The organism is Pseudomonas mediterranea CFBP 5447 (genome assembly GCF_000774145.1).
GTDB classification, from domain to species: Bacteria; Pseudomonadota; Gammaproteobacteria; order Pseudomonadales; family Pseudomonadaceae; genus Aquipseudomonas; species Aquipseudomonas mediterranea.
The window spans coordinates 59,637-83,591 of the sequence record NZ_KN322986.1 but is presented as its reverse complement, the minus strand read 5'-3'; the positions used below and the strand labels follow the sequence as shown (position 1 = coordinate 83,591).

Below are 23,955 nucleotides of genomic sequence, written 5' to 3'. Positions count from 1 at the left end.
TTGCTTCTGATTCAATGGCTCCGTCGACCCTTCAAGAAACGAGCCTTGCCATGGAAATCTCAGGAAATACCGCATTCTATGCCGGTCTGAGCACTATTCAGACAGGGCAGAACCGCGTCGATCAGGCCTCCTCCCAGATCGCCAACAACACCATCGAGCGTGCGGTGACCAGCCAGTCGTCCGAAGTCCAGGTCGATCGCCTGCGGTCGGTGGATCGCAGCCAGCAGTCGGACCTGACCAGCAATATGGTCGAAATGGCCCAGGGCAAGTTCCAGGTACAAGCGGGCGTGAATGTAGCCAAGGCATCCAACGAGATGCTGGGTACGTTGATCGATACCTTCGCTTGATCTTGAATTCCCGATTTGCAAAAAACGCCGCGACTATTCGCGGCGTTTTCGTCTCTGACTCCTTCATGCTCAACTAATCTTTTTCTACGCACGGCTGTGGGTTTACAGCGCGCCGGACTCACTTGCCTGACATTTTTCGATGTGACGATGACGAACGGCAAAAGATCGACGCTTGACAAGATTTAGGCGTAAACGTATGTTTCAAACAACTGTTTGACCGTCACAATAAATCCACGCGGTCGTTCATCCCCGGTTACATCAGCAGAGGTTATCGCTATGCCTGACTACAAGGCCCCCTTGCGTGATATTCGCTTCGTTCGTGACGAACTGCTTGGCTATGAAGCGCATTATCAGAGCCTTCCGGCTTGCCAGGACGCAACTCCGGACATGGTTGACGCCATTCTCGAAGAAGGCGCCAAGTTTTGTGAGCAGGTGCTGGCTCCGCTGAACCGCGTGGGTGACACCGAAGGCTGCACCTGGAGCGAGTCCGGCGTGAAAACCCCGACCGGGTTCAAGGAAGCCTACAAGCAATTCGTCGAAGGTGGCTGGCCAAGCCTGGCCCATGACGTCGAGCATGGCGGCCAAGGCCTGCCGGAGTCGCTGGGCCTGGCCGTCAGCGAAATGGTCGGCGAAGCCAACTGGTCGTGGGGCATGTACCCGGGCCTGTCCCATGGCGCGATGAACACGATTTCCGAGCACGGTACGCCCGAGCAGCAAGAGGCCTACCTGACCAAGCTGGTGTCCGGCGAGTGGACCGGTACCATGTGCCTGACCGAACCCCACTGCGGTACCGACCTGGGCATGCTGCGCACCAAGGCCGAGCCACAGGCCGACGGTTCCTACAAGGTGACCGGCACCAAGATCTTCATTTCGGCCGGCGAACACGACATGGCCGACAACATCGTCCACATCGTGCTGGCACGCCTGCCGGACGCTCCGGCCGGTACCAAGGGCATTTCGCTGTTCATCGTGCCCAAATTCCTGCCTAACGCTGACGGCACTGTCGGTCAGCGCAACGCGGTGAGCTGTGGTTCGATCGAACACAAGATGGGCATCCATGGCAACGCCACCTGCGTGATGAACTTCGACGCGGCCACCGGTTTCCTGATCGGCCCGGCGAACAAAGGCCTGAACTGCATGTTCACCTTCATGAACACCGCCCGCCTGGGCACCGCCTTGCAAGGCCTGGCCCACGCCGAAATCGGTTTCCAGGGCGGCCTGAAATACGCCCGTGACCGCTTGCAAATGCGTTCTCTGACGGGGCCGAAAGCGCCGGACAAGGCTGCCGACCCGATCATCGTGCACCCCGATGTGCGCCGCATGCTGCTGACCATGAAGGCCTTCGCCGAAGGTAACCGGGCGATGGTCTACTTCACCGCCAAGCAGGTCGACATCGTCAAGTACGGCGTCGATGAAGAAGAGAAGAAAAAGGCCGATGCGCTATTGGCGTTCATGACGCCGATCGCCAAGGCGTTCATGACCGAAGTCGGCTTCGAATCGGCCAACCACGGCGTGCAGATCTACGGCGGCCACGGCTTCATCGCCGAGTGGGGCATGGAGCAGAACGTTCGCGACAGCCGCATCTCGATGCTGTACGAAGGCACCACCGGCATCCAGGCTCTCGACCTGCTGGGCCGCAAAGTCTTGATGACCCAGGGCGAAGCGCTCAAGGGCTTCACCAAGATCGTCCACAAGTTCTGCCAGGGCAACGAAGGCAACGAAGCGGTCAAGGAGTTCGTCGGGCCGTTGGCCGCGCTGAACAAGGAATGGGGCGAGCTGACCATGAAGGTCGGCATGGCAGCCATGAAGGACCGCGAAGAAGTCGGCGCGGCCTCGGTGGATTACCTGATGTACTCCGGTTACGCCTGCCTGGCCTACTTCTGGGCCGACATGGCGCGTCTGGCGGCGGAAAAACTGGCTGCCGGCACCACCGAAGAAGCCTTCTACACCGCCAAGCTGCAGACGGCGCGCTTCTACTTCCAGCGCATCCTGCCGCGTACCCGTACCCACGTGGCTGCCATGTTGTCGGGTGCCAATAACCTGATGGACATGAAAGAAGAAGACTTCGCACTGGGCTACTAAGCCTTAGCGGTTCTTCCTAGAAGCCGCTGCTCCCTTCGGGACGCAGCGGCTTTTTCATGCCCGCGGAAAAACTGTGGGAGCGAGCCTGCTCGCGAGGCGGTGTGTCAGTCGACAAGATACTGTCTGATATACCGCTATCGCGAGCAGGCTCGCTCCCACAGGGGTATGCACTGATTCTGAAACAATATTCATCCAGCCCAGCCCTAAGAAAATATTCCCTCCTGCCGTTACAGCGATGGCAGTGTGACATCTGTCACATCTCTCGTGCCTTATTGCCCCAATGGCAGGCACAATGCCATCTTTGATCAGCCGGGTTGGAGCTTTACCCTTGCCGCGTTCTTCCGCTGTACGTTTCAGTCATTTCCTACCTTCGCTGCTGCTGTTGCTGGCGGGGCTGGCGGCTGCCTACGTCAAGGATCTCAACGTCTTCTTCACCTCGTTGTTCAACGTTCTTCCTACCCTGGTGTTGCTGTTGGGCGGCGCGTACTGCGCGGTTTACCGACGTCAACGCGAGCTGTTTCTGATGGTTACGGTGTACATCGGCTACTTCCTGTTGGACACCCAGACCGATTTCTACCGGGACAACGGCAAGGTGCGCGAAGACGCCGCCGTGGTGTTCCACCTGGTCTGCCTGTTGTTGCCGCTGTTGTTTGGCCTGTTCGCGGCATGGCAGGAGCGCACCCACTTGTTCCAGGATATGGTGGCGCGTTTTGCGGTGCTGCTGGCCTTCGGCAGCGTGGCCCTGGCCTTGGAGCAGAGCTTTCCCCAAGCCTTGTTGCTGTGGCTTTCAGAGATCCGCTGGCCGGCGTTGCATGGTGCGTGGATGAGCCTGATCCAGTTGTCCTATCCAGTGTTCATCGGCGTATTCCTGTTGCTGTCATGGCAATACTGGCGCAACCCCCGGCCCTTGCACGCCGCGCAGCTGGTGGGTGTGCTGGGGCTGTTCTGGATGTTGCCGAAAACCTTCATCCTGCCCTTCACCTTGAACATCATGTGCAGCCAGGTGATGCTGATGATTGCGGCGGCGGTTGCCCATGAGGCCTATCAGATGGCGTTTCGGGATGAGCTGACCGGCTTGCCGGGACGGCGGGCGCTGAATGAGCGCATGCAACGGCTGGGTCGCAACTATGTACTGGCCATGAGCGATGTGGACCACTTCAAGAAATTCAACGACACCCACGGTCACGACGTGGGCGACCAGGTGCTGCGCCTGGTGGCCAGCAAACTGTCGAAGATCGGTGGCGGTGGTCGGGCTTATCGCTACGGTGGCGAGGAGTTTGCCTTGGTATTTGCAGGCAAAACCATCGACGAGTGCATGCCTCATCTTGAGGTCATCCGTCAGTCCATCGAGACCTACGCCATTCAACTGCGCAATCCCGACAGACCCCAGGATGACCAACAAGGCCGCCAGCGCCGCTCCGGGGCGGGTGCGTCCAGCGTATCGGTAACGGTCAGCATCGGCGTCGCGGAGCGTCTCGAGCAGCGTACCCCTGAAGAAGTTCTCAAGTCCGCCGACCAGGCCCTCTATAACGCCAAGGGCGCCGGACGCAACTGTGTGGTTGCCTTTGGTCAGAACCGCCGCGGCGCGGTACGCATGGAAACCGCCGCGGGTTGAGTGATGACGGCGCATTCAGCGTCTGGACTGTGATTGTGAGCCCCGGTGGCCGGCAGTAGGTTTGAACGATCTGCTACCGGAGAAAACCACCATGCCCGAGTACAAAGCTCCCCTGCGTGACATGCGCTTTTTGATCGACCACGTTTTCGATTTCCATGGCCGTTATGCCGAACTGGGGGCCAGCGACGCCAGCCCGGACATGGTCAACGCGATCCTCGAGGAAGGTGCGCGTTTCTGTGAGAACGTACTGGCGCCGCTCAATCGTTCCGGCGACGAAGAGGGCTGCCATTTCGACAACGGTGTGGTGACCACGCCTACAGGTTTCAAAGAAGCTTTCGCACAGTACGTGGAGGGCGGCTGGCACGGGTTGGCCGCCGATCCGGTCTATGGCGGCCAGGGCTTGCCGGGTTCCCTGGGCCTGGTCATCAGCGAAATGATCGCCTCCAGCAACACGTCCTGGGGCATGTACCCGGGCCTGACCCACGGCGCCATGTCGGCCATTCATGCCCACGGCACTGAAGAGCAGAAACAGACTTACCTGAGCAAGCTCACCGCCGGTCAATGGACCGGCACCATGTGCCTGACCGAAGCCCATTGCGGCACGGACCTGGGCATCATCAAGACCCGCGCCGCGCCCCAGGCCGACGGCAGCTACAGGATTTCCGGCAGCAAGATCTTCATTTCCGCCGGTGAACACGACATGAGTGAAAACATCGTTCACCTGGTGTTGGCCAAACTGCCGGACGCTCCCGCCGGCACCAAGGGCATCTCGCTGTTCATCGTGCCCAAGTTCCTGCCCGACGCTACGGGTGAGGCGGGAGAGCGCAACGGCGTGACCTGCGGTTCGATCGAGCACAAGATGGGCATCAAGGCTTCCGCCACTTGCGTGTTGAATTTCGACGACGCCAAGGGATTCCTGATCGGCGAACCCAACAAGGGCCTGAATTGCATGTTCACCATGATGAATCATGCCCGGCTCGGCACCGGCATGCAGGGCTTGTGCCTGGGAGAGACCAGCTTCCAGGGCGCGATCCGATACGCCAACGACCGTTTGCAGATGCGCTCGCTCACCGGCCCCAAGGCGCCGGAGAAAGCCGCGGACCCGATCATTGTCCATCCCGATGTGCGCAGGATGTTGCTGACCATGAAAGCCTTCAACGAAGGCAATCGGGCGTTGACCTACTTCACCGCGCAACTGCTGGACATGGCGCACCTGGGCGCCGATGACAGCGTCCGTCAGGAGGCTGAGGACCTGCTGGCGTTCCTCACGCCGATCTGCAAGGCCTTCATGACCGAGACCGGACTGGAAGTGACGAACCATGGCATGCAGGTGTTTGGCGGCCACGGTTTCATCCGCGAATGGGGGATGGAACAGTTGGTGCGGGACTGCCGCATCGCGCCGATCTATGAAGGCACCAACGGTATCCAGGCCCTGGACCTGTTGGGGCGCAAAGTGCTGGGCAGCCAGGGCAAGCTGCTGCGAGGGTTCACCAAGATCGTCCATACATTCTGCGCCACGAATACCGGGCACCCGCAGCTCAAGGATTACGTCGCACAACTCGACGGGCTCAACCGGCAGTGGGGCGAACTGACCACCCGGGTCGGCATGGCCGCCATGAAGAATCCAGACGAAGTGGGCGCCGCCTCCGTGGATTATCTGATGTACAGCGGCTACCTCATCCTGGCCTATCTGTGGCTGCGCATGGCACTGGTGGCCCAGGCGCAACTCGACAGTGGTAGCGGCGATGCCGATTTCTGCCGAGGCAAGCTGGCGACCTGCGAGTTCTACTTCAAGCGCCTGTTGCCGCGCACGGCTGCCCATCGGGCCGCCATCGAGGCGGGGAGTGACTGCCTGATGAATCTGCCGGCCGAGCTGTTTGCCCTTTGATGTGTTGCAGCATCTGTGGCGAGGGAGCTTGCTCCCGCTTGAGTGCGCAGTACTCACACAATGGGGCTGCTGTGCAGCCGAGCGGGAGCAGGCTTCCTCGCCACGGGATTTATGGATAATTCCGGATGGTGACTAAAAATAACAAAACAGTCATGGGTTGACCCTATGTGTCGCAAAAGTTGTTGAGGTACACTCCGACCACTGCGAAACCGTTTTCCCACGGACCCACTGTTTTAGATCCTGCGAGGTTTGCCATGGCTGACTACAAAGCGCCCCTGCGCGATATGCGCTTCGTCCTCAATGAAGTGTTCGAGGTCGCGAAACTCTGGGCCGAGCTGCCGGCGCTGGCCGAGACCGTCGACGCTGAAACCGTCGAAGCGATTCTGGAAGAGGCCGGCAAAGTCACCGGCAAAAGCATTGCGCCTCTCAGCCGTGCGGCTGATGAAGAAGGCTGCCATTGGGCGAACGGTGTCGTCACCACGCCGGCAGGTTTCCCACAGGCGTACCAGACTTACGCTGAAGGCGGTTGGGTCGGTGTCGGTGGCGATCCAGCCTACGGCGGCATGGGCATGCCCAAGGCTGTTTCGGCCCAGGTCGAGGAAATGGTCAACTCCGCCAGCCTGTCCTTCGGCCTGTACCCGATGCTGACTGCCGGGGCTTGCCTGTCGATCAATGCCCACGCCAGCGAAGAGTTGAAGGCGGCATACCTGCCGAACATGTATGCCGGCATCTGGGCGGGCTCCATGTGCCTGACCGAGCCTCATGCCGGTACTGACCTGGGGATTATTCGCACCAAGGCCGAGCCCCAAGCCGATGGTTCCTACAAGGTCAGCGGCACCAAGATCTTCATCACCGGCGGCGAGCACGACCTCACCGAGAACATCATTCACCTGGTGCTGGCAAAATTGCCGGATGCGCCGGCCGGCCCGAAAGGCATTTCGTTGTTCCTGGTGCCCAAGTTCATGGTCAACGCCGACGGCAGCCTGGGCGCGCGCAACGCGGCCAATTGCGGGTCGATCGAACACAAGATGGGCATCCAGGCGTCTGCCACCTGCGTGATGAACTTCGATGAGGCCGTGGGTTATCTGGTCGGCGAGCCGAACAAAGGCCTGGCGGCGATGTTCACCATGATGAACTACGAGCGCCTGGGCGTGGGTATCCAAGGCCTGGCGTCCGGAGAGCGCTCCTACCAGAACGCTATCGAATACGCCCGTGATCGCCTGCAGAGCCGTTCTCCCACCGGTGCGCAGAACAAGGACAAAGTCGCCGACCCGATCATCGTCCATCCCGATGTGCGGCGGATGTTGTTGACCATGAAAGCCTCGAACGAAGGCGGGCGGGCATTCTCCACCTACGTGGCAATGCAACTGGATACCGCCAAGTTCAGCGAAGACCCGGCCGTTCGCAAGCGCGCCGAAGACCTCGTTGCGTTGCTGACGCCAGTGGCGAAGGCGTTCCTGACGGATCTGGGCCTGGAAACCACCGTGCATGGCCAGCAGATTTTCGGCGGCCACGGTTACATTCGCGAGTGGGGCCAGGAGCAGTTGGTGCGTGATGTGCGCATCACCCAGATCTACGAAGGCACCAACGGTATCCAGGCGCTGGACTTGGTGGGGCGCAAGATCGTCGGCAGCGGCGGCGCGTTCTACAAGCTGTTCGCCGACGAAATCCGCCACTTCACCGCCACCGCGAGCAGCGATCTGGCCGAGTTCACCCAGCCGTTGAATGATGCCCTCGGTACCTTGGATGAGCTGACCGACTGGTTGCTGGACCGGGCGAAAAGCAACCCGAACGAAATCGGCGCGGCTTCGGTGGAGTACCTGCAGGCGTTCGGTTACACCGCCTACGCCTATATGTGGGCGTTGATGGCCAAGGCGGCGCTGGGCAAGGAAAGCCAGGATGACTTCTACGCCAGCAAACTGGGGACTGCGAGGTTCTACTTCGCCCGCCTGCTGCCACGGATTCATTCCTTGAGTGCTTCGGTGAAGGCTGGCAGTGAGTCGCTGTTCCTGCTGGAAGCCGGGCAATTCTGAAAAATGTCACTTTGTAAGCAAATGCTTACATGACGTGAAGTCGATTTCCCTCTATCGGTCGATTGGATCCAAGGCTAATCTACTTCACATGGACGTCGCGCAGGATGCGCAGAGAAACAACACGGACACGTAGGATTCCACCAGGATGGTGGAGTGAAAGGGATATCAGGGAAACAGTCTGCAAAGCCCCGCTTCGGCGGGGTTTTCTTTTGCCTGCGTTTTTTGTTCCTGCCTGGCTTCGCACTCATTACTGATGGTTTGAACCCTGACGAGCGGTCACGGGTCAATGAGCTATGTGGCAATGTAGCCATCATCCATCAGGAGCCCACCATGGATTTCATTCGCATCATCATCGCCATTCTGTTGCCACCGCTGGGCGTGTTCCTGCAAGTCGGCTTCGGCGGGGCGTTCTGGCTGAATATTCTGCTGACACTATTGGGTTACATTCCCGGCATCGTGCATGCGGTGTATATCATCGCCAAGCGCTGAGCATTGCAGCAAAACCCATGTGGGAGCGAGCCTGCTCGCGATAGCTGTCTGTCATCCAACGTAGATGTCGATTGATCCAGCGCTATCGCGAGCAGGGTCGCTCCCACAGATTCTTCATCTCCCTACAGATCCATCACCTTCCGATAGAACAACCATTCATGCTCCAGCGCATGGGCCTGGTTCGCCGCCTTGCGAAAGCCGTGGCGTTCATCCGGGTAGTAATGCGCTTCGACCGTCACGCCGTTGTTCTCCAGCGCCTTGACCATATCGCGGGTCTGCTGCGGCACAACTACCGCATCCAGTTCGCCCTGAAAGAAAATCACCGGCGCGCGGATCTGGTCGGCGTGTAGCAACGGAGTACGGGCGCGGTAACGCTCGACGTCCCGTTGTGGGTCGCCGATCAGCCAGTCCAGGTAGTCGCTTTCGAACTTGTGCGTGGCGCGGCCCAGGGCGACCGGGTCGCTGACCCCATAAAGGCTGGCGCCGGCACGAAATACATCGTGAAATGCCAGGGCACAGAGCGTTGTGTAGCCACCGGCACTGCCGCCGCGAATGAACGCACAGCGGCCATCGATCAGGCCCTGTCCATCCAGGTAGCCAACCACCGCGCAGGCATCCTCGACGTCTACCACGCCCCAGTTCAAGTGCAGCGCTTGCCGGTAGGCCCGGCCATAGCCACTGCTGCCACGGTAATTCAGGTCCGCGACGGCAAAGCCGCGCTGGGTCCAGTACTGGATGCGCGGGTCGAACAGGGGATAACAGGCCGAGGTGGGGCCGCCATGAATGAATACAACCAGTGGCGGCTTGGTTTCCGCTCCCATGGCTGGGTAAAAGAACCCATGGGCCATGCCCGAGGTCGACGGATAGTGCAGGGTCTGCGGGCGGCTGATCTGTTCGACGGGCAGAGGCGCGACGCCGCCGGCCAGGATCTGTGTGTCGTGGCTGTTGCGTTCAATCGCGATGACGGCGGATGGGCTGACCGGTGAGGCGACGATGGCGTAGATGAACCGCTCGTCCAGCGCCAGGCTGCGAAAGCGGGTGTAGGCGCCGGTGAAATCTTCCGGCCCAGCATCCTCGCGGCACAGCCCAAGCCGCCCGAAACCCGCTTCGGTCCAGCTTGCCAGGTACGTCGTGCCATCCAACGGCAGCCAGGTACAACCACCGAGTTGCCAAGGCGCGGGAGCGTGATCGGCTTCAGCGCAGGGCAGCGGTTGCAAGCCGTCGGTCGACTCAACCCACGGCTGCCAGTAGCCGCCGCGATCGCTCAGGCAGTACAAGCGGTTGGTGCTGTCGAAGCGCGGCTGTTGGATGGATTCCTCTTCAGCGTTGCCCGCCACACAGCGTGGTTCTCCCCAACCGGAAGCGGTGCGCTCGGCCAGCATCAGTCGCGTGGCCGTCCACGGCTGATGCGGACGGCTCCACTCGATCCAGGCCAGCCGCTGGCCGTTGGGGCTCATAGTCGGCGCGGCGTAGAAGTCAGCGCCTTCGGCCAAGAAGTGCCGCTGTCGATCTGCCAGGCCGATCGAGACCAGGCGATGCCGCTTGGCCTGTTCCTCCACCGCCAATACCTGGCCGGCGGCGAAACTGAGATCGCCGTAGCGACAGTCCCCCGACGTCAGCGCCACGGGCGTCTCGCCGCTCAACAGTTGGTGGTACAGCTGCTGGTCCGCGTCGTTGACGAACAGCACGCCGTTGTCGCCCAGGCAGAACGATCCACCGCCATATTCATAGACCCGGCTGCGCGCGCTGAAGCCGTCCGGGGTCAGGCAGCGGGCCTTGGCGTCTTGCCATTGCCAGATCCGGCAGGCACCGTCTTCCGGGCGATATTCATTCCAGAACAGGCCCAGTGGGCCGACCTGCAGCTCGGCGAAGTCGATCCCCGCCGCAACGGCCTGGGCGGCGCTGAACGGGTCAGCTTTTGGCGATGAGATGCGAGTTTCGTTCATTGCGGAAGGCCAGTTGCTCGATGGTCTGGGTGGCATGCTCGGCGTCTTCCCGGGCCTTGAGGATCACCCCGTGATGTTCGGATTTGCTGCACACCGGGTCGGCATTGCTGGCGTCGCCCGTGAGCATGAACGCCTGGCAGCGACAACCGCCGAAGTCCTGCTCCTTTTCATCGCAGGAGCGGCACGGCTCGGGCATCCAGTCATAACCTCGGAAGCGGTTGAAACCGAAGGAGTCGTACCAGATGTGCTGCATGCTGTGGTCGCGCACGTTGGGAAATTGCACCGGCAGCTGTCGGGCGCCGTGACAAGGCAGCGCGGTACCGTCCGGCGTCACCGTCAGGAAAAGGCTGCCCCAGCCGTTCATGCAGGCCTTGGGACGTTCTTCATAGTAGTCCGGCGTGACGAAGATCAGCTTGCACGGATGCCCTTCGGCTTCCAGCCTGGCGCGGTATTCGTTGGTGATGCGTTCGGCACGTACCAATTGTTTCCGGGTAGGCAGCAGTCCCACCCGGTTGAGCTGCGCCCAGCCATAGAACTGGCAGGTGGCGAGTTCGACGAAGTCGGCTTCAAGGGCAATGCACAGCTCGATGATGCGGTCGATCTTGTCGATGTTGTGCCGGTGGGTGACGAAGTTGAGCACCATTGGGTAGCCGTGGGCCTTCACTGCCCGGGCCATTTCCAGTTTCTGCGCGAAGGCTTTCTTCGAGCCGGCCAGCAGGTTGTTCACCTGCTCGTCGCTGGCCTGGAAACTGATCTGGATATGATCCAGGCCGGCCTTCTTGAAGTCGCTGATCTTCTGTTCGGTCAAACCGATGCCGGAGGTGATCAGGTTGGTGTAGAAACCCAGCTTGCGCGCCTCGCCGATCAGTTCGGCGAGGTCCTGGCGCACCAGCGGTTCGCCACCGGAAAAGCCCAGCTGCGCGGCGCCCATTTCCCTGGCTTCGCGAAAGACCTTGAACCACTGCTCGGTGCTCAGTTCCTTGCCCTGCTCAGCAAAGTCCAGCGGGTTGGAGCAGTAGGGGCATTGCAGCGGGCAACGATAGGTCAGCTCCGCCAGCAACCACAGCGGCAAGCCGATCGCTGGCTGGTCAGGCAAGTTCGATCCAGTGCTCTGCACGGGCGACCTCCATGAATTGCTCGATGTCGTCACCGAGTTCGGGCACGTCGGGAAACTGCTTGGCCAGCGCGTCGATGATGGCTGCGACGTCCCGTTCACCGTCGATCAGGCCGCCGATCAGCGCAGCGCTGTCGTTGAGCTTGATCATGCCTTCAGGATAGAGCAACACATGACCTTTCTGCGCCGGTTCGTACTGGAAGCGATAGCCGGGGCGCCAGCGAGGGGTTTTGCTGCGGTCGAAACTCATAAAGGGATTCCTTTGTGCCAAACCCGTTGTCCGGTCACGCTGTGGTAGGGCGGGCGGTTCAATTCGTAGGCCATGCTCATCGCGTCGAGCATGCTCCAGAGGATGTCCAGCTTGAACTGGAGAATCTCCAGCATGCGCTCCTGGCCCGCGCGGGTGGTGTAATGCTGCAAGGTAATCGCCAGGCCATGTTCCACGTCACGGCGGGCCTGACCCAGGCGGGTACGGAAGTATTCATAGCCGGTCGGATCGATCCACGGGTAATGCTGCGGCCAGCTGTCCAGGCGCGACTGGTGGATCTGCGGGGCGAACAGCTCGGTCAGCGAGCTACTGGCGGCTTCCTGCCAACTGGCCCGGCGGGCGAAGTTGACGTAGGCATCCACGGCGAATCGCACCCCAGGCAGCACCAATTCCTGGGAGCGCAGTTGATCGGGATCCAGCCCTACTGCCTGGCCGAGCCGTAGCCAGGCCTCGATGCCGCCGTCTTCGCCGGGTGCGCCGTCGTGGTCGAGCAGGCGCTGGATCCACTCGCGGCGGATCTCTCGATCCGGGCAGTTGGCCAGGATCGCGGCATCCTTCAGCGGAATGTTCACCTGATAGTAAAAGCGGTTGGCGACCCAGCCCTGGATTTGCTCGCGAGTGGCACGACCCTCATACATCGCTACGTGATACGGGTGATGGATGTGGTAATACGTGCCCTTGGCACGCAGGGCCGCTTCGAACTCGGCGGGGGAAAGGGGGGTGTCAATCATTGCGGTTCTCCGGGGAATAACCGTGGGTTCTGTGGTGTCTGGGCTGGCCTCATCGCGAGCAGGCTCGCTCCCACATGGGTTCTGTGGCGCACTCGGACTACTGTGGGAGCGAGCCTGCTCGCGATAGGGCCAGCCCAGCCATCATCAACCCAGCTGACACGCTGCAAGCCCACAATCGTCCTGCTCCGCCTACAACTCAATACTCATTCCGTCGTAGGCCACTTCAATCTTTCGACGTACAAGTTCGGCCCGTTCCGGTGAATCTTCATCAAGAATCGGATTGGTATTGTTGATATGGATAAGCACCTTGCGCGGCCCGGGCAATTGCTCCAGCACTTCCAGCATGCCGCCGGGGCCGTTCTGCGCCAAATGCCCCATCTCACGACCGGTGCGGGTGCCGACGCCACGGCGTTGCATCTCATCGTCGTCCCACATCGTGCCATCCACCAACAGGCAATCGCTGCCGGCCATGATCTCCATCAGCGGCTCATCCACCTTGCCCAGGCCCGGCGCGTAGAACAGTTTGCCGCCGGTGCGCAGGTCTTCGACGATCAGGCCGATGTTGTCCCCTGGGTGCGGGTCGAAGCGGTGTGGCGAATAGGGCGGCGCGGCGCTGCGCAGGGGCAGCGGGGTGAAGCGCAGGTTCGGGCAGGCCTGTACGGTGAAGCTCTGGTCGAGTTCGATGCGGTTCCAGCTCAGCCCGCCGTTCCAGTGGGTCAGCATGTTGAAAAGCGGAAAGCCCGTGCTCAGGTCTTCATGGACCATGTCGGTGCACCAGACTTGATGCGGGCAGCCTTCACGCAGGCTGAGCAGGCCGGTGGTGTGGTCGATCTGGCTGTCCATCAGGATGATGGCGCCGATACCGGTGTCCCGCAGGGCTCGGCCCGGCTGCATCGGAGCGAAGCCCTGGAGCTGGGCGCGGATGTCCGGAGAGGCGTTGCACAACACCCAGCTCACGCCGTCATCGGAAATCGCGATGGACGATTGAGTACGGGCCTGGGCCCGCAGGCTGCCGTTGCGAAAGCCGGCGCAATTGGTGCAATTGCAGTTCCACTGAGGGAAACCGCCACCAGCGGCGGAACCTAGAATCTGGACGAACATGGCCGCTCCATCTGCAAACCGAAATAAAAAACGCCCCGGGTGACCGAGGCGTTTGCTGCGCGTTCAACCGACTGCAGCAATCAACGGTTGGCGAAGTACATGGTGACTTCGAAACCGATACGCAGGTCGATATATGCGGGTTTGGACCAGGACATGGAAATACTCCTTTGGTTGGGGTGGGACGGTTCGGATCTATACATATAGTCCACCTCCGTTCGGAGATGTTCAGATGCTTAGGCAGCTATGTTACTAAATTAAACAATTTCGTACGCCTCGATTCTCCGAGAAAGCTCATTGCAGACGCTGTAACGATCATTTCGGCCGCTGCCAATGTTCGTCCGGGCAAGCGCCGTTACTCAGGCAATACCGGCCACCTTCGGCATCGCTCAGGCGGCAGGCGGCATCGAGCAATTGCGCGCGATTCAGTCCCGCGATCGCAGCGCAAAGTTGCTCAAGGTAATCCGACGGGCGGCCGGCCAGCTTGCCCTGCCAAAGCAGCTCGGCCGCTTGGGCGCAGGGCAGGGCATCGCTGTGGAACTGGGCCGCGAGTGTCCGTTGTTGGCCAAGCAAGGTCGGATCGTCGATCTGTTGGATCAACTCCGGTAACCCCCTCAGGAACAGGTCGATGTGAGTGATCAACTCAGCCGCCGAGGCGCGGGGGGATTGGGCACCGAACAGCAGGCCGGTCTGCCCGTCGATCTGTCTCAATCCGCTGAACACCGCGTAGCCCAACTGCAACTCGACCCGCAGGCGTTGGTAGAACGGCGTTTGACACAGCTGTGCCAGTAACCGCCAAGCGGCTTCGTCGGACAATGCCAGGGTGGGTGTCGGACAAAACAGCAACACGGCCTGTTCGTCGCCCTGGGTGGGCAACGTGTGCCAGATGCGCTGGGCCAAGAGCGGCACCGGTTCGACGGGCTGGCCGGCGATGCCGGGCACCTTGGCCAGGATAGGACCCATGACGCCTTGGGTCGTTTCAGAAAGACCGATGGCCAGGCCGTCCCATCCGGCGCTTGCCCACAGGTTCTGGTCGCTGTCGGGCCGCGACAGCGTTTCCGCTCGGGACGACGGCCGGCAATGGTCCGCCAGCGCTTTCAACAAATGTCGAATCGGTATCAGCGGCGCTTGGTTTACCGCATTGGGTAGCGGTTCTCCCAATTTTGCCAGAACCTGTTCGAGCACCAACGGCATCGGTGCCTGCAAACCGACCAGCTTCAGCAGGCATTGGCCTTCGGTGGCTTCCACAGTGGCCTCCACGCCGGCCTGCCGGGCCTCTTCTCGCAAATCCTGCAGGTGCCGTTCCAGCCTGGCTTGAAGGTCATGCGGTGCGTGAGCCGGCAGACGCCAGCGCAGGTACACCACGCCTTCGCGGCTGTTATCCGTCAGCCCTTGTCTGAACTGCATGGGTGAGCGGTCGCGCCGCCCCCGGGAGCGATCCTGGGCGAAGGTCCGCAAACCGCGGTGGGCGCTCGTCTGGCCGCGTATCAGCCCGGCGCGGGGTGGCTCGGAAGTCGTTTGCAGGAACGGGTTGGGCGCGGGCAGTTGCCATGCTTCGGTGAAGCGAGACGCCGGTTGCAATTGCCTGAGGATTTCCCTGAGCCGCACGAGGTCGTTCTCCGACAGCGGGGCTCCCCGCCCTTCACTGTCCGAGCGCGCCAGTTGCAGCGCCGATCCTGTGGCCTGTCGGCAATGGAGCAGGGCGGCCAGCTCCTTGCGCAAGGACGCCCAGTCATCCTGAGCGGCAAAAAATCCCAACCAGTCGCGCAGCAACGGCTCTATTTCGTCGCGCCGTTGAGGTTCGTCGTGCTTGAGTTCAATGTGCAGCAGCGCCTGCCCGGCAAATTCATACAGCGGCTTGGCGTTGAGGCTGTCGGCCAGCCCACGTTGGCGCAAGGTGGCCAGCAAGCCGCCCGGTTTGCCGTTGCTCAGCCAGGTGCAGAGAAAATCCAAAGCCTGGGGCGAGGCGCCGGGCAGGTCTTCGAAGGCGAATAGCAGGTCGAGGCAACGGTCGTCAACCTGTCGATAGCCGGTATCGGATGATTCCATCAGTCTCGGTGGCGACTGCCGGGCAGCCACTTCGCCGGTGGGCAGGTCTCTGGCGAAGGATTCAGCCAGTGCGCCCAGCTCATCAAGGCTTTGTGGGCCAACCAGGCTCAGGGTCATTTGACCGCTGTGGTAGAACCGTCGGTAAAAATCCCGCAGTGCCGTCTGGAATTCAGGCTGCTCCACGGCCAGGCTGTCACGGTTACCCGCGTGAAAACCGCGTAGCGGATGGGCTGTCGAGAGGCCTTCGAGCAGGGCAATCTGACGCTGGGCCGCCGCCTCCTGGGACCAGGCGATGAACTCTGCTTGCAGCACTTCCCGCTCCCGCAACTGGTCGACTTCGTCGAAGCGCGGATGGGCAAGCATGTCTTGCAGCCGGTCCAGTCCGCCGGGGAAGGCGCTGGGTGGCAACTCGATGAAAAAGTCCGTGGTGCGTTCGCTGGTACGCGCGTTGACCTGGCCGCCATGCCGTTGCACGTAGGCCATCAAATGTTCTCCCGTAGGAAAACGCTCAGTACCGAGGAAGAAAAGGTGTTCGAGGAAATGCGCCATGCCCGGCCAGGCCAGCGGTGCATCATGACTGCCAGCAGCCACCCGCAGCACGGCCGCGCTGCGTTTGAGACCGGATGCATGACGCAATGTCACCCTCAGGCGGTTGGCCAGGGTTTCAGTAGAGGGGCGTAGGGAGTCGGGGGCCGGCATGAGCGCTTCCAAAACAGAGATGCGCTCATGCTAGCGGATTGGACGATGTTCTCAATCAGTGCTTGTGTAAGTCGCCGTAAAGCGCAGGGCGGCGGTCATGCAGGTAGTTGTAGGCTGCCCGGGAATCGTCCATCAACTGACGGTCCAGTTCACCCACGATCAAGGCTTCATCCAGTCCCGCCAGGGCGGGGCGGCTGCCGTCCGGCGCGGCAATGCTGCTCTGGCCGCAATACTGCAATTCACCTTCATGGCCGCAGTAATTGGCGTAGGCCACGAAACACTGGTTCTCGATAGCCCGGGCGCGCACCGTAACGTCGGCGATGAACTCGTAGGGCTGCATGTTGGCGGTTGGCACCAGGATCAGTTCGGCGCCGGCCAGGGCCAGGCGTCGGGCGTTCTCCGGGAACTCCAGGTCATAGCAGATCAGGAAACCGAGCTTCCAGCCATTGAGGATCACGATCGGCAATGAATCGTCGCCCGCGCTGAACATCGCATGATCGAGGTCACCGAACAGATGGCTCTTGCGATAGTTGGCCAGGCGCTCGCCCTGGGCGTCGATCAACTGGACCGAGTTGTAGATCTGCCCGTCCTCGCTGCGCTCAGGGTAGCCATAGAGAATCGCCAAACCGGTGGCCTTGGCAATGCGGCCGATCTGCTGCGCCCATTCACCGTTGTAGACCTCGGCCAATACATTCACCGCGTCGACGCCGATGTTGTAGCCGGTCATGAACATCTCCGGCAGCACCAGCACATCGGCGCCCCTGGCCTCCAGCGCCACCTGATGCAGGCGTTGCAGGTTGGCGACCGGGTCCAGTGGCAGCGGTGGGCATTGATAGAGGGCTACGCGCATCGACAACTCCTTTTATTCGGGCCGTTTCATTCAGGCAATGCGATCGGACCGATCTCGTTGAATACATCACCTGGACCCGGGTTCTCGGCGTGAGTTTCACCGCCGAAATGCCTCATGATTCCCCACACGGCATTGAGTGAGGTCTGTACCGCGCCTTCAACCCAGGCCGGTGTCCATGAGACGTCATCGCCTGCGATAAAGATCCCTCTTTGTTCAGGTGGCATGTCGTCTTGCATGAAATGTGCGTACATGCGCTGGTTGTAGCGATAGTGACCCGGCAAGGCTCCCTTGAAGGCGCCGAGGAAATGCGGGTCGGCTTCCCAGGAAACGGTGATCGGATCGCCGATGATCCGGGCGGCGATGTCCACCTTGGGGTAAATCTTCTTCAGGGCATCGAGGGCCAGCTTCACGCGTTTTTCCACGGGATGGGGCAGCATCTTCAGGGCGTCGCTCATCCAGGAGTAGGACAGGCAGATGACGCCTGGCTTGTCGTCGCCGTTGTCGAACAGGTAGGTGCCGCGGGTCAGGCGGTCGGTGAGGGTCATGCTCATCAGGTCGCGGCCGGTTTCCGGGTCCTTGTCCTTCCAGAACGGGCGGTCGACCATGACGAAGGTCTTCGATGATTGCATATAGCGGGTGCGGTCCAGGGCCATCCACATCTTTTGCGAGAACAATGCTTCTTCGCATTCGATCTGCGTGGTCAGCAGCCAGCTCTGGCAAGTGACCAGCACCGCGGCATATTCCCGGGTGTCGCCCCAGACGTCCGTCACGCTGAACCGGTCATCCTCGGCGCGAGCGATGCGTTTCACACCGCTGCGGGGCGCGCCCAGGTGCAGCGAACTCAGGCTGGTGCCTTTCGGCCAGTGTGCACAACGTTCCGGCACGTGTTTCCAGATGCCGTGGGGCACCTGTTCCACGCCGCCCACTACCAGATGTTGGTGATCGTCGCAGTTGGTCATCACCACGCGGAAGATTTCCAGCATCGAGTTGGGGAAGTCCGAATCCCAGCCGCCGGTGCCGAAGCCGACCTGGCCGAAGACTTCACGATGCTGGAACGAGAGCTTGGCGAATGCCTTGGAGGTGGCGACGAAATCATAGAAGGTGCGGTCGTCCCACAGCGGCACCAAGGTGTTCCAAAGCTCCTTGAGACGCGACACGTCACGGTCGCGAATCGCCTGCTGAATCTCGCTGAAGCGCGAGCCGTCCTCCAGCGCATCCGCCCAGGCGTCGGCCACTTCCTGAAACAACGCGGGAAGGTCCGCCAGTTTCTGCGCGTAGTATGTCTGGCCCTCGAGGTCGATGACGGTGCTGCCGGACGCCGGGGTCAACGGGTTGGGAAATGGCTTGGTTTCCAGTCCCAGCTTGTCGACATAGTGGTAGAACGCCGTGGACGACACCGGAAAGCGCATGCCCCCCAATTCGGCAACAATCCCTTCGGCACCATTGAACGCCTGCGAGCGCAACCGCCCGCCCATTTTCGACGCCTCGTAGACCACCGGCTTGAGGCCCAGCTTCATCAGCTCGTACGCCGCCACCAGTCCAGAGATCCCGGCCCCGACGACCGCCACCTCCGCTCCGAGGTTGTCAGCCGGAATACTGCCCAGACCGGCCGGATGCTCGATCCAGTCGTCAAAGGCGAAAGGAAAATCCGGCCCGAAAATGGTGATGGGCTTCTTACCGTCTGCTGGGTGGCGATTGTGCTTGTTCATGGCTGACCTTGAGGGGCGACCCGACGCTGGCTCGCGTCTGAGTATAGGAAAGATGCCGGCCATTCTAGAGAGCGTGGAACACGTTAATAAGACGCAATGTGTCGTCGTTTTGGTTTGTTAGGAGTCATTATGAAGTGTGCACAAGACAAAGTGACGAAACTCAGTCCCTGTGGGAGCGAGCCTGCTCGCGATAGCGTCAGTCCAGTCAACATCCATCTGAACTGACACACCGCAATCGCGAGCAGGCTCGCTCCCACATTGATTCGCCCTTTAGATCGGCTGGCCCCGGTCGATCTTGCTGCTGAGAATGATCGAGGTGGTGGTCTTCTCCACGCCATCCACGCTGCCGATCTGATCCAGCAATTGATCCAGCTGTTCCGGCGAATCCGTGCGCAGCCAGGCCACATAATCGAATTCACCACTGACCGCGCACAACTGCTGGACCTGGGCCATGGCGCTCAAGCGCCGTAGCACATCCTTGCCGGAGCGCGGTTGGACCTTGATGCCGACGTAAGCCTGTAGGCCGCCATCGACCACCCGCTGTCCAAGGCGCACGCCATAGCCGGTAATCACCTTGGTTTTTTCCAGTCGGGCCAGCCGCGAGGTCACGGTCGTCCGGGCAATGCCCAGTTGCCGGGCAAGCATGGCGACGCTTTCCCGAGCATTGATTTGCAGGGCGGCGATCAGTTGGCGATCGATTTCGTCGAGGACGGGAGGGCGGGTGTCAGACAAGGTGGGCTCCGGCGTGGGCATCGGTGGTGGGCATGTTACAGGCTCTGGTGCCCGAAATAGCTGCTGGCGGGTAATGCCAACGCTTGCCAGTCGGGCGCCAGATGTACGTGCGAGGCCCTGAGCCAGAAACCGTCCTGGCAGACCAACTGTTCAACGGGCAGTTGCTGCAGCAGCGCCAGTGGTAGTGACTGTATGGAACCTGGGTCCTCATCGTCCTCCGCTTCCCAATCCCGTTCAAAGCAACGTACGTGCACGTGTTGTTCGTCGAAACCTTCAAACAGCGGACGGTTGCCCAACCATTGTGGATGCACCCGCAGCGTGTGCGCTTGAACGTCGAGTAGCAGCAACTGCCAGCCGCGATAGCTACCACAAAGCTCCGTCACATCGGTGGCCATGCGGGTCAGCGCGAGGTAGCGACCGTCCGGCGACCAGATCATCGAGGGCGCAAGGTCACTCAACGCACAGCCGGATGCGGTCAACAGATGGCCACCGAGCCGCGGTGTATTCGCACGGACCCAACTGTCGGCATATTCCGTCTCGCTGCCGAACAGCCAGGCCGCATCCTGGTGGGTGGGCGAGGGTTGGATGAAGTCGCCCTCGGCAACGGCTACCTGCGGACGATCCACCAGGCGCCAAGGGGCAACGCTGTAGAGCTGTGACTCGGTCACCCGCAACTCTACGGTGGTGTAGAACAGACGGGATGGCTGGTCGGGGTGAAAGAACGAAGGATCGCCACCGACCTTCGGCGCAGGCACATTGAAGCGTTGCAGCGCATTGCCGTTCAGGTCCTGATCCATGCGGCCGGTGATCGCCGCCAGACTCAGCAGGCCATCGCGGAAATCGAGTAGACGGGCCACCCACATGGAGGGCCCTTCCAGCAGGCAACGCGCCTTCACGTCGACAACCGCCGCGTGGGTCGCGACGGTCATCGACTCTGCAAAGGGCAACAGCGCCAGGTAACGACCGCAGTCGGAAACCCGATGATCCAGTAACCAACGCCCCGGCAACTGCCAGTCACCGATCTGACAGCGATAAGCCCCCAGCCCTTCGTTGTTGTCGCAGAGCCAGATCAGATGCGCGCAGATACCGCCCAGCATTGGCTGCGTCGCTATGAACGACTCACCCCGCCGGCCCTGGCTGTCCAACGGCATCGCAATGCTCATTCGGGTCAATTGAAACTCGGCGACCTGCACCCGCCCCTGGGTGTCATGGCCCGCCTGGATTTCGGTGTCGCTGTGAATACTGTCGAGGCGATAGCCATAGCGACCGAGGGATGGACGCGGGTAGTCGAGGTACGACTCGATATGCACATGGTGCTCGTCGAGGCTCGACACGTCATGCCAATAGAAAGAGGGTTCGGTCTCACGCTTCACCCACGGTGAAGGCAGTGCGCGCCAGCCCTGGTCAACCTGCCACAACCAGTAGCGGTCGCCGCTTGGATGCCCGGTTTGTTCCTGGGCCTGACACACCAACGCGCGCTGATCGGTGCTCCATACCAATGCTGTGTCGGCAGCCATCAGCAGGGCCGACGGTTGTCCATTGACGCTGATGGCATAGCGCGGTGAACGCAATGGTTCCAAAGGCTGGGGGAGATCGCGAAAAGCCGGAGGCAAGACGATGTCACCTACCAGGCATTGTTGCCCGTCAGCGGAGCGTCGCTCGAAGGTGTGCGCAATATTGTCCGGGTAACTACCAGGTTCCAGCCAAAGGTCAGCAACGGGTAGCAGATCGGTGACGCTGGCGGCTCGCAACAGCTCATCGATCCGAGTCTGGCGAACGCTGTTGTCCACCAACGGGCTATAACGACCGCTCAGGCTATCAAGGTCCAACGTGTCCAGTTCCCAGAATTCACTGTTGTCGCAGCGGTAGACCCGGCGCTGTTGACGATCCAGGACGACCAGTCCCCAGCTCTGCCGGGACGGCACCGGCGCGGCGAAATAATGCCCATCGCTGGAAAACACCGCTGAGGAACCGAGGCCTTGCAGGAGCACGCCATCAGGAAACAGATAGTCGCAATAGGTCGGCCCGCCCATGGCGATTTCGCCGTGGTTGAACGTCCGGATCGGCTCACCCTCAGGCGTCAGTTGCGGCTCGGATCCGCCCCAGGCACTTGGCCCTTTGACAGGGTCCGACACCAGGCCGAGGCGTCGTTCCCATTTGCTGACGCAGGCGAGCCCGCCGATGATGACGGCGATTGCTATCAGGATGCCCCAATACTCGAACAGCACCCTGCCCAGACTGAAACCCAGGCCAAACACGGCGCCGACCATCAACCGGGCGCAGCCCCGCCCCACTGATAAGGAGCCCAGCCTCGCCGCGATGCCCATCAACAGGCCGAAGAACAGCACCGTTAGCAGTGCCAGCGGGGGTGGCATGACCGCGACGAAAAAGGCCGGCACCAGGAGGATGGCGAGTTGCCAGAACAGCTCCAGGAACAGTCGGGGGAGGGTGGGGGTGGCGATGATGGAATCTCGATGAGGAGGTAGGTAAGCGAGGCGGCTACCCTCTCAAAAACAGGAAAGCCGTGCAATGCGTGGTTATACACCGCACGTGCTTCCTAATCTTGAAGAAAATTTGTTTTGCCTTACGTGAAAAGTTCTGTATACGTTACATTTGTCTCGCATTGTTATGTATACAGAACATGGATTATCCTCTCATCACAGCTCGCCTTGGCGAGCAGCTTAAGCAACGTCGCCTCAATCGTGGGCTGACACAAGCCAGGCTAGCGGGATTAGCTGGTATTACCCGGCAGAAGGTCATCGCAATCGAGAAGGGTGACCTCTCGGTGGGCATGGCTGCTTATGCACGGGTTGTGGCAGCCCTGGACTGCGAACTTTCTGTAATTCCTGCAGTTATGCCCACGCTGGATGAAATCCAAGGAGTGTTTGACTGATGGTTGCCTCATTGCAGGTCACGACGCCAGAAGGCGACAGCGGAAAGATCCTCTGCAGCGCTGGGTACTATCTGTTTCGCTACCATGAGGATGCGGCAGCACAGGCGGCGATCAGCTTGTTGATGCCAGTACGTCTGGATGAGTACCGTCATCGGGACCTGCACCCAATCTTCCAGATGAACTTGCCGGAGGGTTACGTCCTGGAGCAGTTGCGCAATCGCTTGGCTAAAGTGGCAAACGTCGATCCCATGTTGCTGCTGGCCTTGTCTGGCAGCAGCTCGCCTATAGGGCGTGTAGCAATCACCTCTGCGAACGTTGATGCGCTCCTGCGACGTCAAGAGTTTCCCGGAGAAAAGCTGGAGGAAATCCTGGCTTGGGATGGTGCGGAGGACATCTTCGTCGATTTGGTCGATCGTTACATCTTGCGTGCTGGGATATCGGGTGTGCAGCCAAAAGTCCTGGTTCCAGAGCGTCAGGCTAGCGCCACACAGCGTTCCACCTCGAAGACCTCTGATCTGATCATCAAAAGCGGTCGTGATGAATTTCCCGGATTGGCAATCAACGAATTCCTGTGCATGTCCGTGGCCAGAGAAGCGGGAATTCCTGTTCCAGAGTTTTACCTTTCCGATAATGCCAAACTGTTTGTCATGCGCCGTTTTGACCGGGACGAGCAGCTCAATCCCGTGGGCTTTGAGGATATGGCAGTACTGATGGGGCTTCCTGCCGAGCAAAAATATAGCAAGAGCTATTCGGCTATTGCCAAGGCTATACGCCTGTTCTGCCCTTCGGAGCATATAGAAGATTCACTGGCGCAACTATTTGCCATCGTAGCCTTGAGCTGTATCGTTGGTAATGGTGACGCCCACCTGAAAAACTTCGGACTGTTGTACTCCGAGCCAACCCAGCGCGACGCACGCTTGGCTCCGGCCTACGATATTGTTAATACAACGGCGTACATTCCTGCGGACGTTTTGGCACTTGATCTGGTTGGAAACAAGTCCTTATTTGCTTCCCGACAAGGCGTGCTGGACTTCGCTCAGGTATGTGACATCGCCGAGCCGGAAACGATAATCCGCAATCAATTACAGGCATTGGAGCGTGTGCTGGCCCGCTCGACTGAGCTTTGTGAGCAGGCGCCTGATGTGGTGGCTGCGATCCGCCGCTGTGCTGAGCCTTTTATGAAAACCTTTGGCTGATTTTGTCTATGGGGATGTCCAAATTAAATTGGACGGACCTTAGACGGAACTGCGTTTTGCAAGGTGAGGAGATGGCGATTTTCAGCTATCTGAAACGATGAAAGCCGCGCAATGCGCGGCTTTGGAGTTGGTGGGCCCACACGGACTCGAACCGTGGACCAAAGGATTATGAGTCCTCTGCTCTAACCGACTGAGCTATAGGCCCTCAGTAGGCCG

At 60.5% G+C, this 23,955-nt stretch carries 19 protein-coding genes and 1 tRNA gene; 8 read left to right on the top strand and 12 right to left on the bottom strand.

From position 1 onward, the window contains the following. Positions 1-50: 50 nt before the first annotated feature. From N005_RS17230 to N005_RS28280, 6 genes are all read left to right on the top strand, one after another. Positions 51-347: a hypothetical protein gene (locus tag N005_RS17230; protein WP_047702316.1), complete on the top strand. Its 297-nt coding sequence runs from the start codon at positions 51-53 to the stop codon at positions 345-347. 276 nt (positions 348-623) lie between these two features. Continuing rightward, positions 624-2,429 carry a phenylacyl-CoA dehydrogenase gene (locus N005_RS17225; RefSeq protein WP_047702315.1) on the top strand — a complete coding sequence of 602 codons (1,806 nt, stop codon included), beginning with the start codon at positions 624-626 and terminating at the stop codon, positions 2,427-2,429. A gap of 328 nt (positions 2,430-2,757) precedes the next feature. Beyond that, complete coding sequence (locus N005_RS17220; RefSeq protein WP_047702314.1) at positions 2,758-4,044, top strand: GGDEF domain-containing protein; 1,287 nt, start codon at positions 2,758-2,760, stop codon at positions 4,042-4,044. A gap of 91 nt (positions 4,045-4,135) precedes the next feature. Continuing rightward, positions 4,136-5,932, top strand: a complete 1,797-nt coding sequence (locus tag N005_RS17215; RefSeq protein ID WP_047702313.1) for an acyl-CoA dehydrogenase C-terminal domain-containing protein — start codon at positions 4,136-4,138, stop codon at positions 5,930-5,932. A gap of 254 nt (positions 5,933-6,186) precedes the next feature. Next, entirely contained in the window at positions 6,187-7,965 is a 1,779-nt protein-coding gene (locus N005_RS17210; protein WP_047702312.1) for an acyl-CoA dehydrogenase C-terminal domain-containing protein, read from the top strand. Between the two features lie 330 nt (positions 7,966-8,295). After that, complete coding sequence (locus N005_RS28280; RefSeq protein WP_003177654.1) at positions 8,296-8,454, top strand: YqaE/Pmp3 family membrane protein; 159 nt, start codon at positions 8,296-8,298, stop codon at positions 8,452-8,454. A gap of 122 nt (positions 8,455-8,576) precedes the next feature. On the opposite strand, the gene N005_RS17200 is transcribed toward N005_RS28280, so the two are convergent. The 11 genes from N005_RS17200 to N005_RS17155 all read right to left on the bottom strand — a co-directional run bounded on the left by N005_RS17200 (position 8,577) and on the right by N005_RS17155 (position 22,025). Continuing rightward, complete coding sequence (locus tag N005_RS17200; RefSeq protein WP_047702311.1) at positions 8,577-10,400, bottom strand: S9 family peptidase; 1,824 nt, start codon at positions 10,398-10,400, stop codon at positions 8,577-8,579. Beyond that, positions 10,366-11,517 carry a pyrroloquinoline quinone biosynthesis protein PqqE gene (gene pqqE, locus N005_RS17195; RefSeq protein ID WP_047702310.1) on the bottom strand — a complete coding sequence of 384 codons (1,152 nt, stop codon included), beginning with the start codon at positions 11,515-11,517 and terminating at the stop codon, positions 10,366-10,368. The genes N005_RS17200 and pqqE overlap by 35 nt, the downstream gene beginning before the upstream one ends. Then, positions 11,489-11,764 (bottom strand): pyrroloquinoline quinone biosynthesis peptide chaperone PqqD, encoded by a 276-nt coding sequence (pqqD, locus tag N005_RS17190; RefSeq protein ID WP_047702309.1) that lies wholly within the window; start codon positions 11,762-11,764, stop codon positions 11,489-11,491. The genes pqqE and pqqD overlap by 29 nt, the downstream gene beginning before the upstream one ends. Beyond that, a complete protein-coding gene (gene pqqC / locus N005_RS17185; protein ID WP_047702308.1) occupies positions 11,761-12,513 on the bottom strand; it encodes a pyrroloquinoline-quinone synthase PqqC in 753 nt (250 codons plus the stop codon). The genes pqqD and pqqC overlap by 4 nt, the downstream gene beginning before the upstream one ends. Positions 12,514-12,702: 189 nt before the next feature. Then, a complete protein-coding gene (gene pqqB, locus N005_RS17180; protein ID WP_047702307.1) occupies positions 12,703-13,614 on the bottom strand; it encodes a pyrroloquinoline quinone biosynthesis protein PqqB in 912 nt (303 codons plus the stop codon). A gap of 80 nt (positions 13,615-13,694) precedes the next feature. After that, positions 13,695-13,769, bottom strand: a complete 75-nt coding sequence (pqqA, locus tag N005_RS28275) for a pyrroloquinoline quinone precursor peptide PqqA (RefSeq protein ID WP_053156473.1) — start codon at positions 13,767-13,769, stop codon at positions 13,695-13,697. A 157-nt stretch (positions 13,770-13,926) separates the two neighbouring features. Continuing rightward, the gene (gene pqqF / locus N005_RS17175; RefSeq protein ID WP_047702306.1) at positions 13,927-16,359 is read right to left on the bottom strand and encodes a pyrroloquinoline quinone biosynthesis protein PqqF; all 2,433 of its coding nucleotides are present in this window, start codon (positions 16,357-16,359) and stop codon (positions 13,927-13,929) included. A gap of 55 nt (positions 16,360-16,414) precedes the next feature. Then, entirely contained in the window at positions 16,415-17,209 is a 795-nt protein-coding gene (locus tag N005_RS17170; RefSeq protein WP_047702305.1) for a carbon-nitrogen hydrolase family protein, read from the bottom strand. Between the two features lie 26 nt (positions 17,210-17,235). Next, a complete protein-coding gene (locus N005_RS17165) occupies positions 17,236-18,918 on the bottom strand; it encodes a flavin monoamine oxidase family protein (RefSeq protein WP_047702304.1) in 1,683 nt (560 codons plus the stop codon). A gap of 270 nt (positions 18,919-19,188) precedes the next feature. After that, on the bottom strand, positions 19,189-19,650 hold the full coding sequence (locus tag N005_RS17160; RefSeq protein ID WP_047702303.1) for an Lrp/AsnC family transcriptional regulator: 462 nt from the start codon (positions 19,648-19,650) through the stop codon (positions 19,189-19,191). Between the two features lie 35 nt (positions 19,651-19,685). Then, complete coding sequence (locus tag N005_RS17155) at positions 19,686-22,025, bottom strand: hypothetical protein (RefSeq protein ID WP_231983257.1); 2,340 nt, start codon at positions 22,023-22,025, stop codon at positions 19,686-19,688. 266 nt (positions 22,026-22,291) lie between these two features. Between N005_RS17155 and N005_RS17150 the strand changes: the two genes are divergently transcribed. Then, entirely contained in the window at positions 22,292-22,543 is a 252-nt protein-coding gene (locus tag N005_RS17150; RefSeq protein ID WP_047702789.1) for a helix-turn-helix transcriptional regulator, read from the top strand. Beyond that, positions 22,543-23,739, top strand: coding sequence for a type II toxin-antitoxin system HipA family toxin (locus tag N005_RS17145; RefSeq protein WP_047702301.1), 1,197 nt, complete (start codon positions 22,543-22,545; stop codon positions 23,737-23,739). The genes N005_RS17150 and N005_RS17145 overlap by 1 nt, the downstream gene beginning before the upstream one ends. A 128-nt stretch (positions 23,740-23,867) precedes the next feature. On the opposite strand, the gene N005_RS17140 is transcribed toward N005_RS17145, so the two are convergent. Next, positions 23,868-23,944: transfer RNA gene (locus N005_RS17140), tRNA-Ile, on the bottom strand. Positions 23,945-23,955 lie beyond the last annotated feature (11 nt).